Genomic DNA, 17,434 nt, shown 5'->3' with positions numbered 1-17,434 from the left:
CCATCCCTTATTTTTGAGGCCACTTTATGAAACAGCCAAACCGCGTTTGCTACTTACTTGCCGTTTTAGGATTATTGACGAGTCTATCGCCGCTGGTGCAAGCCGACGAGCCTACCAGCAAATTCTCGCGCGAATTGTTAATGACTAAACCGGTAACCTTACCCAGTAAAGAAGTGGAAAGCCATGTGCTGCGGGTGCGCTTCCCCAAAGGCTACAAAACCCCCTTGCATACCCACGAAGGACCCGGCCCGAGATATGTAGTGATGGGCAAGCTGAAAGTCGCTGACGACGGCCAAACCAAAGTCTATAGCCAAGGCGAGGTGTTCTGGGAAACCGGCGCGGAAATGACCGTGGAAAACGTCGGCAAAAGCGAAGCGGAAATCATCATATTCGAGCTTGCGGCGGCGAAGCCGACTAAGCATTAAGGCCTCAACGAATTAAGCGCACTTTGTTTTCTGGCTGATGGTTTTTCCTCTGGCATTAGCCATCATCTTTTTTTCGGATTCGCTAGAAAAGAAAACATAACACCATTGCGCGGCATTTTCGGCTAATTTCAGACCTTTGAGATTAATCTCTGAATGGTCAGTTTACGTCAAGTGATTTGGGTGTTAGCACTTTTTGTCAAACATAGTAACAACGGAATAATCGGCTTCGTATCTTTCTTCTACAATTTCTATTTCAGATAATAAGTCTTCGTTTTTGATAGAATTATCTCTTCTTGAGATTAACCGTTTCTCAATTGAAGCATTATTTGTTAACAGCTCGTAGCGTTCATTATCCAAAACTTTCACCATACCTGTTAAAACGATAATTAAACCAAAGATATGGCTTCCTATTGGAGTTGTCATTAGAAAAATACTTGCAACATTTTTGTTGGGATCAAACCCCTCACCGACTACATTAAATTCAACCCTAAAAGGGTTAGGTGAAGCATTTATTAAACTTGCCATTTGACATATTTCATTTTCATATTGAGATATTTCAGAAAATGATATATCCACAACTTCTGATACCTCAAACTCCGAAAGCAGTTTTACAGCACATTCAATGGTTTTTAGCTCTTTTGAAAAATCGAAGCGTGCATCTGTGCAGCCTACTTTGAATTCTATATTTCCCCCTCCTTCAAAAACTAATTCAGCAAAAATATTTTTTCCTGAGGAGTTCAATAAATTAAGGAGTTTTAACGCATCTCTAAATTTTTGTACTTCTAGTCGAACACCTTCTTCTAGGGAAAATGAATAATGTGCGGAACCAGTATATGGATTTAATGCCAAATCAAAAAAATCACCTTCAATTCTAATTTTTTTTAGTTCATCAGGAACCATTATATTAAATGGTGAGCTAAAATATTTCGCTTTAAATGATACTACAGGAGATAGCTTACTTTCTTTAAACCTAACTAAAATTTCCCCGTTTGGTTCAAGATTCGGCATTTCTAGTCGACCACCAATGTTCGCTATAAATGGCTTTTTAGCAACGATACCAAATCGAGTATGAGTTCCTTTAAATGTAGATAATTCCACATCATTTTCAATGCCCAAGGAAACATCTATAAGCTGCTTTAAATTCTCTTCATCGTTTACTGTAAAGTGTATTTGTGCAAAACCATCTTCAAAGCCAGTAGACTTAAGATGCGTCATTTTATTTGATACATACTTTGATAAATTTGTGCCAATATATTTGTTTAAAATACTCTTAAGACAGCTTCCATTAAGCACAGACATCTCATGCTCTGTACCATAATGAATGGTCATTGTTCTTTTATTAAAATTGTTTTCAACGTCACTTTGTTCAATTTTGTGCAAATTTCTAAGTACTTTAGAAATTAATTCATTATCAACATGAACAACAAAAGCTCTTTTTGCGGAATCAGTACCATCAAACTCAATGAAAACAAAGAATGCAGGCATTTGAGCTGTGATTAGTCGCCTTAGGTTTGATAATGTTATTGGAAGCTTTCTTTCTTGTTTATCAGTTGCTTTGACTTGAACTTTGCATTCAAACGCAGCTTTATGAAGTTCAATTGGATTTCCTTCAAGTTCCGAGTTGAAGGGAAATTCAACAAAAAAATCCCATCCTGTTTTATCTATTTGTGAACCATTTGAAATGAGTCCGGCATCAGCACACCAAAGACTGAAAGTACTTTCTCCCATTAAGCCTACGTCTCTCATATTTTCCCTATTGTGCTAACTAGTGATTAGATAGGCCTGTATATCATCGGAACCTAGGGTCGTAGGGCGGATAAGCGAAGCGTCATCCGCCGATAAAACCGTCAATTATCCGGCTCACCAACTTCCGACAATGCCAAGCCCAACCCCGCCCAATTTAACGGATAAACACCCATTTTAACTAAGTGATGAAAACTTGAATATGGCCAATCCTTAACCGCGATTGCCCAGCCATGCTTCACAGGGTTGTAATGGATGTAATCCATATGTACCGCATCGTCGGCATCATTGATAATAGTGTGCTCCCAAAAACGACGTTGCCATAACCCTCGCTCGTGGCGTTTTATTCTGATTGCAGAGCGATATTCGGTTTTTGGTATCGCTTTCGAAAAGGCTTTTTTTATCGCCCGCCATCGGTTGGAATATTGATCGTCGCCGGCCGGTAATGTCCAAATCGCATGCATATGATCAGGCAAAACCACCCAAGCATCGATATACCCAAAGGGCACTAGTGAAATGGCTGCTTTTCCCGGATCACTCGCACCGCTTCTCGTAACTCTGCAATATACTCGATCAGTAGCGACGATCTCCGTTCAAGCAAGTTAACGGTGAAAAAATAGGTGCCGCCAGGAATGCGATTGCGTCAATAGTTTGGCATTAGGAAAGTTCAACCGATTTGGCGGATGACGCTACGCTTATCCGCCCTGCAGCCAGCTTGAAACTTTGAAACCACTACTGGGATGAATTGGTTGCTGTATGGTCCAGATCAGCCGTTCACTCGAAAACCGGGTTTGCCTTCTTTGGGGTGATAACACCAATTCGCTACTTTCAAAGGCTAAAGATTTACCTGGAATTTGAAATGTCTAGTCAAAGCGGCGATTAGCCAGCCTTACGAAATCAAATAAGTCGACTCAGGCTCATCCGCCGCTTCCAGAATTTGTTGCATGCTGACTTTATCGTAGCCACCGGAGAGCAGGACAATAAAGCGTTCCCGCAGCATGGGGCTTTGCCGGGAGCGTAGGATAATGTTGTTGGCGTCTTTTTGTTCCAGGATCCGGTACCAGTTGTAAATCATCTGGAATATCCGGCCCATCGGTTCGCGGATGCGGGCTTCGTAATGACTGAAGCGCGCGGCACTAAAATCGTCGCCGTTGGCAAAACCGTCCAGCACAGCATCGGCGGCGTAAACGCCGCTGCGCATCGCCAGCGTCACCCCGGCGGAGAATACCGGATCGACAAACATCGAGGCATCGCCGACCAGTAAAAAGCCGTCGCCGTGAAAGCGTTCGTTCATATAGCCAATGGAGGAAATGGTTTTGATGTCCATGGCTTGCTCCGCGCCTGCCAGCCATTCGCGCACGCACTCGCAGCTTTGAATGGCTGTCTCGAAGCGTTGTTGCGGCGAATCGCCAAGGCTCTTCGCGAAACGGGTATCCAATACCGCGCCGACGCTGGTGATATTGTCTCGTAGCGGAATGTACCAAACCCAACCGCCGTCGATGGTGTGAATGTCGGTGGTTACCGAGCCGTCCATAACCTCGCCAAAGTTAATAAAACCGTGCGGGTCGCGGCGAAAGCCGTCTTTGAAATGGGCGAAATGGGCAATTTTGTTCAGTTCGGGCAAAGGCCGCCGCCAGTTTAATTTGCGGGCGATCAACGACTCGCGCCCGGAGGCGTCGATCACCACTGCGGCATGAATCGGCGCTGCGTCAGCGCCATTCTCGCCGGCGCTGACGCCAATTGCGCGTTCGCCGTCGAATAACACATCGGCTACCGACCATTCCCGGCGCACATCCACACCGCATTCGGCCGCATGCTCCAGCAAAATTTCATCGAATCGGGCACGCTCCACGTGATAGGTATAGGGACGTTCGAAATACCCCGGATATTCCGCCGTCAGCAGCAACACATCGGGTTTTTGATTAAACATGCCAAAGTTGGCGCCTTGCTTGACCGTAAAGCCTTGGGCTTCGATTTTTTCGGTGACGCCCAATCGCCGCCAGATTTCCCAGCACGCCGGCAATAGGGATTCGCCGATTTGAAAACGCGGAAAGCGCGAGCGTTCGAACAACACTACGCGTTTGCCCGCTCTGGCCAACATGATTGCCGCGCTGGCGCCAGCCGGGCCGCCACCGATGACGGCGGCATCGAAGCTTTCAGTTTGCGACATGCTGTTTCACCTGTACTAAAGAAAGCGGGATTAGTTTCATCGTGGATTTCATGCATCGGTTGACGGACGGTAATTTTGCAATAATACCCTCCTAACGCGACTCACTCCAAACGATTGGCCGATGAACACCACTGAAATATTTCTGATTGCCCTAACTATCATCTACAGCCTGCCGTATCTGATTTGGCGAATCGGCAGAACCGATTATTTCGCGCCCTTGGTGGTGGTGCAGATCATTACCGGGATTTTGCTGGGACCGGGCATTTTGGGTGCCGCATTTCCTGATTATTATGCTTTCGTATTTAACAAACAGGTCATACAAGCACTGAACGGCATCGCCTGGTGGTCGGTGATGCTGTTTGTCTGGGTGGCGGGTATTGAATTGGATTTGCGCCAAGCATGGCAACACCGATTGGAGACCAGTATAACTGCCGGGCTGGCGCTAGGCGTGCCCTTGGGGCTTGGGTGCCTTGCCGCTTTGGGCATGCTGATGTTCGAGGGCTGGATGGGTGCCAAGGCTATGTCCTGGCAATTTGTGCTGGGGATAGGCATGTCCTGCGCGGTAACAGCGCTGCCGATTTTGATTTTGTTGATGGAAAAATTGGAAGTTTTGCGCCAACCTATCGGCCAGCGCATCTTGCGTTACGCCAGCATGGACGATATTGCGATTTGGGCGGTGCTGGCCTTGATTCTGTTGGATTGGGAGCGGGTAGGCCGGCAGGGCGCTTTTCTATTGGGTTTTGCGATCAGCGCGTACGGGATTCGCAAACTAATGGTCTGGCTGCCGGAACGTGATCGCTGGTATGTCGGCATTATCGCCTTGGCGGCGACGGGTTTTGCCGCCGACTGGGCTGGGCTGCATTTCATGGTCGGTGCCTTTTTGGCAGGCGCCATTCTGGATGGTCATTGGTTCAATCAAACCCAAATGGACCTGTTACGCCACCACCTGCTGCTGACGGTGATGCCGGTGTATTTCATCAGTGCCGGCTTAAAAACCAATTGGGCGATGGGCGGCGCGGCGGTGCTGGTCGTCGCTGGCCTATTGTTATTGGTCTCGGTGTTTGGAAAGTTGCTGGGTATCCATCTGGCCGGAAAAATTCTGAAATGGCAGCGCGGCGAGGCCTCTTTAATCGGTTGGTTGCTGCAAACCAAGGCCTTGATCATGATTATCTTTGCCAATGTCTTGCTGGATAAAGAAATCATTAGCAGCGAAACCTTCACAGCGCTGTTATTGATGGCGGTGCTTAGTACCATGCTGACGGTACCGGTGGTGTCGCCGAAGTTGGCGCGGATCAAGTCGATTGTCTTCCGGTCCAAATAATGGCTGAAAACGGCAGTCGTAAAAGCCCATTCTCCTCGCGGGAGAGGGTTGGGGTGATGGGGAATCAATAAGCTATTGTTTTATATGTCCTAATCCTAAGCTCCTTCAATATGCCCGGCGAGAAGGTGGGCGTTAATTTTTATTGGACCACTTAATCGTCCACCCCTAAAATCTTCCAAAAATCCTCTTGCTTCGCGATACCCAATACCGCTTGCGCGGCGAGTAAGGCCGAGACACTCACGCCGGCCACACCGCCGCCTGGCCGGGTCCAATGGCCAGTGTGAAACAAGCCGGGTAGGGCACCGACCACGCTGGGCCGATTCGGGCCGATCTGATCCGGGCTGGGTGCAAAACCATAGGCTGCGCCGTGGCGGTTAAGGGTGTAGCGTTCCATGGTACGCGGCGAACCGGACTCTACTACCAACAAATGGTCGTTTAGACCGGGAAAATACTGCTCGGCTTTTTCCAGCAAGCGTTGCTGAAAGCCGCTCTTGGCTATGCGCCACGATTCACCCACGTCAAACGGACACAGCGTGGTCAGCATCATGATGCTTTGTCCGGGCGGCGCCAGCGAGGGATCGGCGAAAGAGGGTAGGGTTGCAGAAAACCAGTTGCTCTGGCCGGTTTGGCTGAGCGTATAACTGGCTTCGTGGTCGAACGATTCGTAAAAAAAGCCTTCATGGGCATGGTCTTGCTCAGAGAGAGGCAGGTCGGTCGCAATATAGCTGGCGAAGATTGACAAAGACGGCGATAGCGTTGCCAAGCCTTCGCAATAGCCGCTCGGCAAGTGTTCCTGACCGATTAACAACTCGGCGGTTTGCTGGATGTCGATATTGGATACCACCGTTTCGGCCCGGATCACCTGGCCGTTTTCCAAGACGACGCCGCAGGCCTTGCCGTGCTCGACGCAAATCCGCCGCACGCTGGCATTCAGCAAGACTTCGCCGCCTTGATTTTGGATGGCGGCGGCCAGTTGATTGGCGAAAATCTGGAAACTGCCGCGACAATAATAGCCTCCTTCGTAGGTGTAACCGGCCATCATTGAGGCCCAATACAAAAACGACAGTTGCGACGGCGGCAAACCCAAGTAAGGCCAGAGCATCGCGCAAGCGCTTTTCAGGCGGGCATCGACCAAAAATTCGTCCAGTGCCTCGGCCAACGTGGTGCGACGATAGCGGAACAAATTGCCCAGCATCTGCATGGGCGAAACCCGCGTTGCCTTACTTTGGGACAACACTTCCTCGGCCAGCATCGCTTCTTCCGCCAATACTTTGCAAAGCCGGATCAGCGCCAGAAGACGGTCTTTTTCCTGCGGAAAACGTTCGGTCAAGCCTTCCACAAAAGCTGTCTCGCCAGCCCGCAAAGGAATTTCAAAATCAGGAAACACCGCGCGGGCGTAAGATTGAACTGGAATGAAAAGCGCCTCTGGATCGATACCCACTGCACGACAGATCTTATTGATGGTGCTGCCGTTGCCGTAACCTTCCGGGCTGCAACCGCTGACCAGATGCACGCCGGAGTCGAAATGGAAATTGCGCCGTTTGAAGCCATGGGCATATCCACCAGGTCTGTCGTGCCTTTCCACCAAAAGCACCGACTTGCCGGTTTTCGCCAGCAATGCGGCTGTACTCAAGCCGCCAATGCCCGCGCCAATGACGACGACGTCGTAAACTTCTTTTTCCGATTCAGTGTGAACGCCGCGCATTGAGTGTCGTCTATGAGGATAAGTAGCGGGTTAGCTTAGGAACAAACTTAACGGAAAACAAGTGCTTGGTTTTTTGTCGGGGAAATTGCGGTGGAAAAGTTATTGATATTCAGCGTTGAGTTCTGGGTACAGGTGGTTCGTCCCATTGCCGTGATTCCGAACTTCTAAACCAATCGCGGCAACAAATATTCATTTGTCGTTAAATACAACGTTAGGCAGAGCGGTGTTTGATTAGTAAGGGGTACGAATCGCAGCAATCGCGAACGATGTGCTGCACGTTGCTCACTACATCCTCCGTGTCGCAAGAATCGCCAGGAATCCAGCACGATATTCACTGTCGCTGGGCGAATAAACAGCGGTAGCCACTGATTGACCGTTGCGGTCAGGAAGTGCGGGCTGGGATTTTGCAGGACTCGGCTGCGGCTGCGGGGCATGGGCGACGAGTAGTAAAGGAAGCTATTGATAGAATGTGCGTTATTAGTAGGTAGGAAGAAAGTAACTTTCATCCATTTCTGCGTGTGGCTCAAAATGGTTCGTAATATACCTGATTTCATATAACTCATTCGGAATGCTTTTAATACGTTGAAGCGCGTTATTCGCGCGTTCACACATATCCGCATCGAGATAAAATCTATGTTCATCAAGCCAATTTTGCGACTTGTGATAATTGTCTGTCGTCGCCAGTTCCAACGACTCAATAACCTGTATGATTTCATTGCGGTTAATTCGTGGTCGAAGCATGGGAATAATGTCGACTGTGTGATCATCAGATATAACTATAGCTAACCGCCTTGCGTGACTGGCTTTCACATAACGAATCCCAGAATTAAAGCGTGAACCACGCGACGGGGTACAATCCTCGTTTGCTGGGCCATCGAGAATTACTCCTATGGCATGACATATTCCATCAGGTGAAATAATTATCGTGCCATCTATTCCACTGACACGATAAAACAACTCTTCTGTTAGCAAGGTTGGTTTAATTACGGTTCCTTGTTGAGCCAAACGCTGCACTTCATCGATGGCATCTGTAGCCACTAAAATCATGCAGCCATGATTTTGTTGGATGGCAATATTAAAAATTCGCCAGATGTGATTTTGCTGAGCAGAAGAGGTTTGTGGAAACAAGCGCGAGTAATTATCGATAAATCTATCTTGGCTGACTGGCTCTTGTGGGAGCTTCGGCTCGCCGTATCGGCATTGAAGTAGCACTTGGTTTCCAGAGCGTAGCTGCCAATAATAATGGTCCAAGAAATCAATAATAAAAGCATCTTGCTGCGATGAATCACAATTCGCTTTAAGCTTGCCTAATCCATGAATTTTTTCGCAATCGGCGACCAACATAATGTCATCTGACGCCATTTGCAGGATTTTCCGCGCCCATCGATGCTCTCGGAATGGCACAGGGTCAACTAGGCGCAGATCATAGTCAATAGCCGGGTTTTCAGGATGAACCAGTAGTAACCGTCCTGTTCCTTTAGTGCCTTCGTACATTAGCGAAGATATGCTGTTGAATTGTTCAAAAAGATCAAAATGGTAGCCTTGATTTTTGAGAGCTAAAACGGGTGTTCGCAGAAAAATAGAGGCAGCTTGCCGGACAATTTCTTTTGCTGTTCTCGAGCCAATTGATGGCCCGCCATAACCGGGATTAGGTTGCGCTAATTCGGCAGTTGCTTCTCCAAGTAATACTGACATTGCGGCGTGAATAAAACTAGGATGGGCCGAAAAAGTGCGGTCTCCGATTTCATTTCGAAGAGGAGGATATAAACCAAAAACGAACTCGGGTACTTGTACAACAGGAACGACATAATAATCTTCAACAGGGTAAGCCATCCCACAAAATGAATGTACTTGTTGCTGGGTATCATATTCCCTCAAGGATTGCTTAACGGCTGCCCTCACCGAATCCCTGTGCATAAGTTCCGGTTTTTCTCGCATAGCTATTTCACTATTGCTATAAATTAGATTTTGATTTGGATGGCTTTTATAAATAGTTTCTATAGAATCGAGTAAGCCCGAAAACAAGTTTACCGACCATTCGCCATCCTCTGGTTCAACACACACTGGATTTCTATTATTACTTTTTGGACGGCGTGCGCCGACTACCAATACCTTGGGTTTAATATTAATACCCAGTGTCTTAATAACTTGTTCGGCGAGATACTCCAAGCCAAAGCGATAACTGTGCTGATAACTCCACATGAATAAAAATATAACTTTACCAGCCATTTTATTTACCCATTATCGATAGTTTCAAAAGCTTGTTGTGCGCCGACGAAATCAGAAAATATGCTTACCTTTCTTGACGTGGCATTGAACTCTCCCGAACTATTTCGATCTGTCCAATAGTGGCCGCTTAAAGCTGTAGGCGGATCACTAATCACAGTAAATAATATCGCCCCATAATGAATAGGACTGCGCTCCCGTACAGTAAGATTTGGTTGGCTAAGATAAACCCCGCTCACTTTATATATTCCATCTGCGGCACGCTGAATCGATGAGCTGACCAGTTCCGAATTTTGCTCGGCAGTCATCAAACGAAAACTTAGTTGAGAATAGGTTTGCCGGACTGCAAGATAGGCCTCTATTTCAGTAGATTCGTTATTTTCAGTCTTCCAATTGCTTCGAAGCGTTACCTTCCAAGTACCCCGTATATCCGGCTTCTCAACAAACCAGCCATGTAGAAGCTTCCATCTCCAAAACAAGTGTTCAAATCCCAATAGAAGCACAGAAATGACGCTAATAGTGGCAGAAACAGCGCTAAGCCAACTTATTTTAACGGCAACGCCATTCGCCAATAAAACTACCCCACCCACGAGAGCAGATATAATTAGTAGCGTAGTTAGATGAATTTTTGTGAGCATAAAGTTGTTATATTTGTCAGTAGATCCTATGGTTCCCAAACTCCAGTTTGGGAACATTATCTCGGAAGCTTTAGTTTCCTATCCACATACTAGCTGGAAGCTTGAGCTTCCAAGGTAAGGGCTCCCAAGCCGGAGCAAGCCAGAGCCCTAGCTCGGCTCGACCATGCTCAACGGCAGATCAGCCCGAACCAATCTGAATAATCTGGTTCAACCGTTCGCAAACCTGTGCGAACAAATTGTCCGGCAAGGACTTGAGCGGATGGGGTTTTGCTTTGCGCAAGCGCCAATCAAAAGATTTGGGCTGATGACAGAGTACGTAACTGGTTTGCTCTGCTTTGCGGCCACCGGCTTTCCCGGCCGCGACCGCAAACGGATTGTCGGCATTGTAGGCGGCGGTCGTCATCGGCAGGCCAATCACCAGCGAGGTCTTTTCGTTGAAAATTCGTGGCGAAAGCACTAGGAAAGGATGGATGTCGCGCATTTCCTGGCCGACTTGAGGATTGCAATCTATCCAAATAATGTCTTGCCGATTAGGCACCCAAGCCGCTTTTTCCTTTTGAATTACCAATGCTCGGCTCCGACGGTCTGTTCGCTGCTCATCGCTTCGCCGCCGTGCCGCTCGGGGTCGAAACGAGTCAAGCGCTGTTCCAACGTCAAAGCTTTGTCGTTCAGCGGGGTAATGATTACTTTGTCGTCCTCTACAGAAATCCGCACCCGTTGATGGTTGTGCAAATGGGCTGCTTTGGCAATCGCTGCCGGCAGGCGAACGCCCAGGTTATTACCCCATTGTTTGATGTCGAGTATGGCTTCGGTCATGATGGTCTCCGGGATGTTTAAACGCAAGTATAAACATGATTTTATATATGGGGCAATTTATTGAATTTTGCTGTGTCCTCAGAACCAGTAAGCCGTGCGCGTCGAGTTCTCTGGTTCCCAAGCCGGAGCTCTCGCCGTTATACACATCTATGTTGGATAATCGTCATTTCGGCAGGGATTGCCGGAGCCGCATACCGCGAAGCGAATCCAGGCTGCAAGGGTAGTTTGAAGCTACCATCCATGGCACTGGATGCCCGCGTCCTGCGGGCATGACGGCACTGTGTAAACGGTGAGAGCCGGAGCTTGGGAACCGGCTCGACTCTTCGGATGGCATTATTTAACTCATACAACATGATTAGTCACATCCATGCTTTGATGAGGAACGCCAATTATTTCTATACCGGTATTGGTGACGATGTAAAAGACTATATGTCGGCCTTCGGGAAAGCATAAATAACCGGGTTTTATATCGTCGCGCGCCTTGCCTAGCTTGGGATTTTCCGCAAGCCAGGCGAAACGGTTGAATAGGGCGCGTAGGTATCGGTCGGCTTGCTCGCCACCTCATTGCTGAAAACTATAGAGCCAAATTCGTTCCAGGTCCTCCGCCGCCAGTTGCCTGATGCGATAGTTTGGCGTCATTGGCTGTGTTTTTTTACCATCAAGGCTAGAAATTGCTCTTCGTCGAAATCCTCTTGCAACGGGCTGTCTTCGCCGGCTTGTAGTTTGGCTCTTAATGCTTGTAGCTTAAGATCCTCTTCTTCCAGCTTGCGCAAGCCGGCGCGGACGGCCTCGCTAACCGACAAGAAACGGCCTTGCTGTATTTTTTCCTGCACGAAGTTATCAAAGTGGTCACCCAGGATGACGGAAGTGCTTCTAGGCATGATTGGGCTCCCGATATGGTGTATTAGATACTAATATAGATCGCGGCTTGCGCCAAACTCAAGCGTCTTCTAGTTCCCAAACTTCAGTTTGGGAATGCTATCTCGGAAGCTCTAGCTTCCTATCAGCAACCAGACTGGAAGCTGGAGCTTCCAACACCGGGTTTCCCAAGCCGCAGCTTGGGAAACAGAGTCCGGGAGGATCGGGCTGGCGCTGACTGAACAGCCGGTCAACCCAAATCATCATCCAAGCCCAAGGCCCGCATCTCCAAACCCTCGATCTCCTGCAACGATTTGCCGGCAATCCCTTGCAGATCGCCGTACATACCCACGGTGGCATTCATCACCCGTTCGATCTGTGCCTCGCGCTTGGCCCACTGCTTGGTGATGATTTTGCGTTCCTTGTCCAGGTCTTCCTGCATGGTGGAGAAGGCTTCGACGATGGCTTCCACTCGGTGGCGGAAGCGGGGGCCGGTCAAGTATTGGTAGACCATTTCGGTTTTGCCGTGTTGGCCTTCGGCGGCGAGGCGGGCCATGCCGACTTCCAGCAGGGTGTGGCGCAACACGGTGGCGACCGGCAAGGCGGCGCGGGGGGCGGTGACCCAGATGCCGTCGACCACTTCAAAGCTTTCCACGCCTTTGGGCAGGGCGTGGCTGACCAGTACGGCGATGTCGGCCTTAGCGTTGCGCTGGTCTTCGCGCAGTTTCACCAGCCAGCCGTCGCTCCAGTTTTTGGTGCGCTTGGCTTCCCAGAGTATGCTGCCGGCGGCTTGCCCGGAGCCGCCGACCACGCGTTGCAATAGGTCGCCGCCGAATTCGCCCTTGGCCACCGGTTCGATGTTGTCGAACGGAAACTTGGCGCGCAGCAGGTTTTCCAATTCCAGTTCCTGCACTTCGCCTTGCAGTTGCTGTGAGCCTTGTTCGGCTTTTTGTTTCAGTTCTTCGATTTTTTGCTGCATGGAGGCGATGGTCTGGTCTTTCTCCATCACCCGCAGTTTCAGGCCTTCCTCGGCTTCGCGTTTGGCCTGATTGCGCACTTCGTTGAGATTGGTTTGTACGCGTTTTTCGATGGTCAGTTCCAGCTCGCGCTTGGCGTCGTCCAGTTCGCGCTGCTTTTTGATCAGCTCGGCTTGGGCTTGTTGGGCTTCTGCGAGTTTGGCGTCGCGGACTTTCAATACTTCGTTCAGTTCGGCCAACTCTCGGCTTTTATGCTCCAGTTCGGCGGCGGCCGCTTGTTTGGCTTTGCGGGTTTCTTCCTCAATGACGCGCTGGCGTTCGGCTTGCAGTTGCTTGGCGACTTGCTGCGCGACCTGATCGTCCAGGCCGCGCTTTGCCTCCGCCAGTAGCTTTTCCTGATCCTTGATGCCTTGTTCGCGCAGGGCGATGGCTTGGTCTTTTTGTTGCAGTTGCTGTTCGAATTGTTTGCGGGTGGCAGCGAGCAGCGGCGCGGCCAGCGATTCGGTCAACGGTACTTGCGTGCTGCAATTGGGGCAGATGATGGTGGCTTCGGTCATGTTAGGTGGTTTTTAGATAGTAAGAATAGGTGTAACTATTCAGCAAATCGCAAAACCCGGCAAGCCGCCGAAAGCATGTCCCCTCTCCTGATGGAGAGGATCTGCGGTCCTTTGCGCTGAAGAGATACTAATTTTTTGAGGCGCCCTATATGTATCTGCGCTGTCTAGCGGCTAAAGCATGGTCGCCCAGGGATTCCAAATCGGCCAAGCCATGAATTTCGCAACGCCCGCCGCGAGCGATGTAGTCTTCCTGGTAATGGGCGATAAACTCCATCACGGTGTGGTCGATCAAATCGGCGGCGCTTAAATCGAAGATCACGGTTTGGCCGTCGGCCAAGGTGGCAACTTGGCTTTTTAATGCCAGAAAGTTGGAGAACAAAGCCGCGCCGCTGACTTTTATGATCCAGCTGTTCGGGCCGTTGGCTTGCAGTTTGTAAGAGATGGATAGCAAGTTACCCAAGGATACGCCGCGACCGATATGCAGCAGCAGTTTTGCGGCGATGCCGATCAGCACGCCGATCAACAAATTGCTGGCCAGTATCGCGAAGATGGTAATCACGAACAAAGCCAGCTGCTCTTTGCCCAGGTCCATACTTTTGGCAAAGGCTTGCGGCGAGGCCAGTCTAAAGCCGGTATAAACCAGTAGTGCGGCCAGCGAGGCCAGCGGTATGGTCGAGATCAAGTCCGGAAACAACACCACAAACAGCAAGACGAAGCCGCCGTGAAAGAAATTGGCCCAGCTGCTGCGGCCGCCGGCGTCTATGTTGGCCGAGCTGCGGACGATTTCCGCAATCATCGGCAAGCCGCCTATCATGCCGGATACCACGTTGCCGATGCCGACCGCGCGCAGTTCCTTATTCAAATCGGAGTAGCGTTTTTCCGGATCGAGTTTATCGACGGCGGCGGCGCTGAGCAGGCTCTCCAGACTACCGACCAGGCAGATCGACACCACGCTTTCCCAAAAAGCAAACGCGGTCAGTTTGCCGAAATCCGGCAGGTAAAAACTAGCCAGCAGGCTATCCGGGAACGTCACTAGAAAGTGCGGGGCAAACAGGATGTCCTTGGGGACGATGAACGCTTCGCCCGGTTGCAGTTGCTCGAGCTGGAACAGATGGCCGAGCAGGATGCCGGAGGCGATGACGATAATCGGCGCCGGGATCTTGCACAGTAAGGGCTGTTGAATCTGCGGCCAGCCGATCAGAACCACGATGCCGGCCAGTGCAATCAGGCCGATTTGCGGCATGAAATAAATCAGACTGTGCGGCAAAGCCGCGATGCCGGACAGGATGCTGACGCCCTGGCTTTGCACGCCGGCCATTACCGGCAACTGTTTGCTGATGATGATAATGCCAATCGCCGCGAGCATGCCGTGTACTACCGAGGCCGGGAAAAACGCCGCCAGCCGGCCGGCTTTGAAGTAACCCAGCACGGTTTGCAAGGCGCCGGCGATGACGATGGCCGCCAAGGTGTAACGGTAGCCGGCTAGCGCATCGCCTTCGCCCAAGGTCTGCACCGAGGTCAGAATCACTACTATCAAACCGGCCGCCGGGCCGGTAATAGTGAGTTGCGCGCCGCCGATGCGCGACACCAGCAAGCCGCCGACGATGGCGGAAATGATGCCGGCCATGGGCGGAAATCCGGATGCAACGGCAATACCTAAACACAAGGGCAAGGCAATCAGGAATACCAAAAAGCCGGCAGTGAGGTCTTGCCGCCAATGATTTGCTAGCGAGGGTTTTTGCATGAATTCTCCAGGGAAGGTGTACTGGCCCGCCATACGCCGAATTAATCGGTTGGCGGATTGGATCAGGTTTTTTCCTCAATCATAACCAGTTTTTTCCGAACATTATGAAGTTTGTGGCGCGGATGCCGTTCGAGCTTTTTGTTAGGGGTCTCACCAAACTGGCGTTGACGGCCTTAGTCGCCGGCGTTTGAGTATGCCTGCGACAGGGTGTCGCACGGACAAATAAAACGGGTCAAGCCTTATGATTCGGGTAAAATGCCTCGTCCAATTCTGGTCTTTTTTAACACTGAGAACCAGCTGTTTCCAGTCTCTTTTCCCGCTTTAAATTAATGAATATGCACATTGTTGCTCGTGTAATTTTTGTCTTTTTCTGTTTGTTTGCCGGGCCCTTGCTGGCTGCCGATTCGGGTAACTCCAGCTTTCTGGTATTGAATTATCACGATATTCTCGAAGAAGAAGAGCGGGTGCCGCCATTTGATCGGATCGCGGTCAACAAAGACCATCTTGCCGATCATTTTGCCTGGTTGAAGCAGAACAACTATCACGTTATCAGCGTCCAGGATTTGCTGGATTGCATGAAGGGCGACAAGGTATTACCCACTAAAGCCGTGATGTTGACCTTTGATGACGGTTACCTGAGTTTTTATACCCGAGCCATGCCCTTGCTGAAAAAGTACAAGTATCCGGCTACGTTGGCGGTAGTCGGTTCTTGGCTCGAGCAGCAGAATGTGCCGGGCGTTAAACCGTTAATGACGCCGGCGCAGGTTCGTGAAGTGGCGGAAACCGGTCTGGTCGAAATTGCTTCGCATACTTTTGATTTGCATCACGGCATCGTCGCCAATCCGCAAGGCAATCAGCAAAGCGCGGTGACTTCGCGTTTGTACAGCAACGAATACGACGAATACGAGAAAGACGAGGACTATCGCAAACGGATTTTCCAGGAAGTGGATAAAAGCTCCGAGCGTTTGTTTCAGATATTGGGCAAACGGCCGCGGGTGATGGTGTGGCCTTACGGCGAATTTAACGCGATTGCGCTGGAAGCCACGAAATTGGCGGGCATGCGTCTAACCATGGGACTGAACGACGGTGCCAATACTCTGGCTGATGCGTACGTGATGAAGCGGATGATGATCACCGATGATGTGAATGCTAAACAGTTCGGTGAAATCGTCAAAAATCAGCGGGTCGGCCAAGAGTTGCGAGTCGCGCATGTGGATATGGATTACATCTACGACGATGACGAGGAGCAGACCGAGAAGAATTTGGCCCTGGTGGTAGAGAGAATTAAAGCCAGCGGCGCCAATACCGTCTATCTGCAAGCGTATTCCGACCCGGACGGCGACGGCAATGCCGACAAACTGTATTTCCCCAATCGGCATTTGCCGGTGCGCCGGGATATGTTCAATCATGTGACCTTGCAATTGCGCACGCGGGCCGGGGTCAGAGTGTACGCCTGGATGCCTATCATGGCTTACAAGGCCGATGTGCCGCTAAAGTGGTATGTAAAGGAATGGCGCGACGGCGAGCCGCAGCTATCCAGACACATCTATACCCGCTTGTCGCCGTTTAACCCGGACGCGCGGCAGTTTGTCGGCGAGATTTACGAAGACCTGGCCAAGCATTGCGACTTTAACGGCATTCTGTTTCATGACGACGGGATTTTGTCGGATTACGAAGACGTGTCGCCGCTGGCGATGGAGTTTAGCCGCAATGTGTGGGGCATGCCGGCCGAGTTCGATACTATCCACGCGTCTAGCGAGTTGCGCTTGCGTTGGGCGCAGCATAAAACCGAGTTAATCGGCCAGTTCACCGACTATTTGACCGATAAGGTCAAGTTCTATCGGCCTTATATCAAAACCGCCCGTAATTTTTACTCCCTGCCGCTGTTAAAGCCATATAGCGAAGAATGGTATGCGCAGTCTTTCCCGGCGTTTTTAAAGCATTACGACTATGTGGCGGTGGAGGCGATGCCTTTCATGGAAGAGGCTGAAAATCCCAAGCAATGGCTGATCGAGCTAGTGGAAAAAACTGCGCAATATCCGGGCGGTCTGGACAAGATGGTGTTCGAATTGCAGGCGGTTAATTGGAAAACCAAGCAGGATATTCCTATGCCCGTGTTCACCGAGCAATTCGAGTTATTGAAAAAGCACGGCGCCAAGCATATCGGCTATTACCCTGATAATGTTTTTAACGACCAGCCGAAGTTGGCGGAGCTGAAAAAATTCTTTCCGGTTTCCAAAAAGGATTAAGCGAT

Annotated in this window: 13 protein-coding genes and 2 pseudogenes; 3 read left to right on the top strand and 12 right to left on the bottom strand. The window is 50.0% G+C overall.

Annotation, left to right across the window (positions count from 1 at the left end; genetic code table 11):
• Positions 1-26: 26 nt before the first annotated feature.
• On the top strand, positions 27-425 hold the full coding sequence (locus tag A1332_RS05445; protein ID WP_064007543.1) for a cupin domain-containing protein: 399 nt from the start codon (positions 27-29) through the stop codon (positions 423-425).
• A gap of 183 nt (positions 426-608) precedes the next feature.
• Here A1332_RS05445 and A1332_RS05440 read toward each other — a convergent pair whose 3' ends face one another.
• The 3 genes and pseudogenes from A1332_RS05440 to A1332_RS05430 all read right to left on the bottom strand — a co-directional run bounded on the left by A1332_RS05440 (position 609) and on the right by A1332_RS05430 (position 4,338).
• Positions 609-2,171: a hypothetical protein gene (locus tag A1332_RS05440; protein ID WP_064007542.1), complete on the bottom strand. Its 1,563-nt coding sequence runs from the start codon at positions 2,169-2,171 to the stop codon at positions 609-611.
• A gap of 101 nt (positions 2,172-2,272) precedes the next feature.
• A pseudogene (locus tag A1332_RS05435) lies at positions 2,273-2,802 on the bottom strand (REP-associated tyrosine transposase).
• 255 nt (positions 2,803-3,057) lie between these two features.
• The gene (locus A1332_RS05430) at positions 3,058-4,338 is read right to left on the bottom strand and encodes an NAD(P)/FAD-dependent oxidoreductase (RefSeq protein WP_064007541.1); all 1,281 of its coding nucleotides are present in this window, start codon (positions 4,336-4,338) and stop codon (positions 3,058-3,060) included.
• Between the two features lie 121 nt (positions 4,339-4,459).
• Between A1332_RS05430 and A1332_RS05425 the strand changes: the two genes are divergently transcribed.
• On the top strand, positions 4,460-5,659 hold the full coding sequence (locus tag A1332_RS05425) for a cation:proton antiporter (protein ID WP_064007540.1): 1,200 nt from the start codon (positions 4,460-4,462) through the stop codon (positions 5,657-5,659).
• Between the two features lie 151 nt (positions 5,660-5,810).
• Here A1332_RS05425 and A1332_RS05420 read toward each other — a convergent pair whose 3' ends face one another.
• The 9 genes and pseudogenes from A1332_RS05420 to A1332_RS05385 form a co-directional block, all read right to left on the bottom strand.
• On the bottom strand, positions 5,811-7,364 hold the full coding sequence (locus A1332_RS05420; RefSeq protein ID WP_064007539.1) for a phytoene desaturase family protein: 1,554 nt from the start codon (positions 7,362-7,364) through the stop codon (positions 5,811-5,813).
• A 477-nt stretch (positions 7,365-7,841) separates the two neighbouring features.
• A complete protein-coding gene (locus A1332_RS05415; protein WP_064007538.1) occupies positions 7,842-9,593 on the bottom strand; it encodes a diadenylate cyclase in 1,752 nt (583 codons plus the stop codon).
• 5 nt (positions 9,594-9,598) lie between these two features.
• Positions 9,599-10,228 (bottom strand): hypothetical protein, encoded by a 630-nt coding sequence (locus A1332_RS05410; RefSeq protein ID WP_157203947.1) that lies wholly within the window; start codon positions 10,226-10,228, stop codon positions 9,599-9,601.
• Positions 10,229-10,406: 178 nt separating this feature from the next.
• Entirely contained in the window at positions 10,407-10,796 is a 390-nt protein-coding gene (locus A1332_RS05405) for a type II toxin-antitoxin system PemK/MazF family toxin (protein WP_064007537.1), read from the bottom strand.
• On the bottom strand, positions 10,790-11,044 hold the full coding sequence (locus A1332_RS05400; RefSeq protein WP_064007536.1) for an AbrB/MazE/SpoVT family DNA-binding domain-containing protein: 255 nt from the start codon (positions 11,042-11,044) through the stop codon (positions 10,790-10,792). The genes A1332_RS05405 and A1332_RS05400 overlap by 7 nt, the downstream gene beginning before the upstream one ends.
• Before the next feature lie 342 nt (positions 11,045-11,386).
• A pseudogene (locus A1332_RS25915) lies at positions 11,387-11,584 on the bottom strand (type II toxin-antitoxin system RelE/ParE family toxin); the annotation flags it as partial.
• 95 nt (positions 11,585-11,679) lie between these two features.
• A complete protein-coding gene (locus A1332_RS05395; RefSeq protein WP_064007535.1) occupies positions 11,680-11,925 on the bottom strand; it encodes a type II toxin-antitoxin system ParD family antitoxin in 246 nt (81 codons plus the stop codon).
• A gap of 227 nt (positions 11,926-12,152) precedes the next feature.
• Positions 12,153-13,436 (bottom strand): DUF2130 domain-containing protein, encoded by a 1,284-nt coding sequence (locus tag A1332_RS05390; protein ID WP_064007534.1) that lies wholly within the window; start codon positions 13,434-13,436, stop codon positions 12,153-12,155.
• 145 nt (positions 13,437-13,581) lie between these two features.
• A complete protein-coding gene (locus tag A1332_RS05385) occupies positions 13,582-15,180 on the bottom strand; it encodes a SulP family inorganic anion transporter (protein ID WP_082879545.1) in 1,599 nt (532 codons plus the stop codon).
• A gap of 329 nt (positions 15,181-15,509) precedes the next feature.
• Between A1332_RS05385 and pgaB the strand changes: the two genes are divergently transcribed.
• On the top strand, positions 15,510-17,429 hold the full coding sequence (pgaB, locus tag A1332_RS05380) for a poly-beta-1,6-N-acetyl-D-glucosamine N-deacetylase PgaB (RefSeq protein WP_064007532.1): 1,920 nt from the start codon (positions 15,510-15,512) through the stop codon (positions 17,427-17,429).
• Positions 17,430-17,434: the final 5 nt, after the last annotated feature.

The organism is Methylomonas methanica (assembly GCF_001644035.1).
Taxonomy (GTDB): domain Bacteria; phylum Pseudomonadota; class Gammaproteobacteria; order Methylococcales; family Methylomonadaceae; genus Methylomonas; species Methylomonas methanica_A.
The sequence above is the reverse complement of the archived record's forward strand: the minus strand, read 5'-3'. Positions and strand labels throughout refer to the sequence as shown.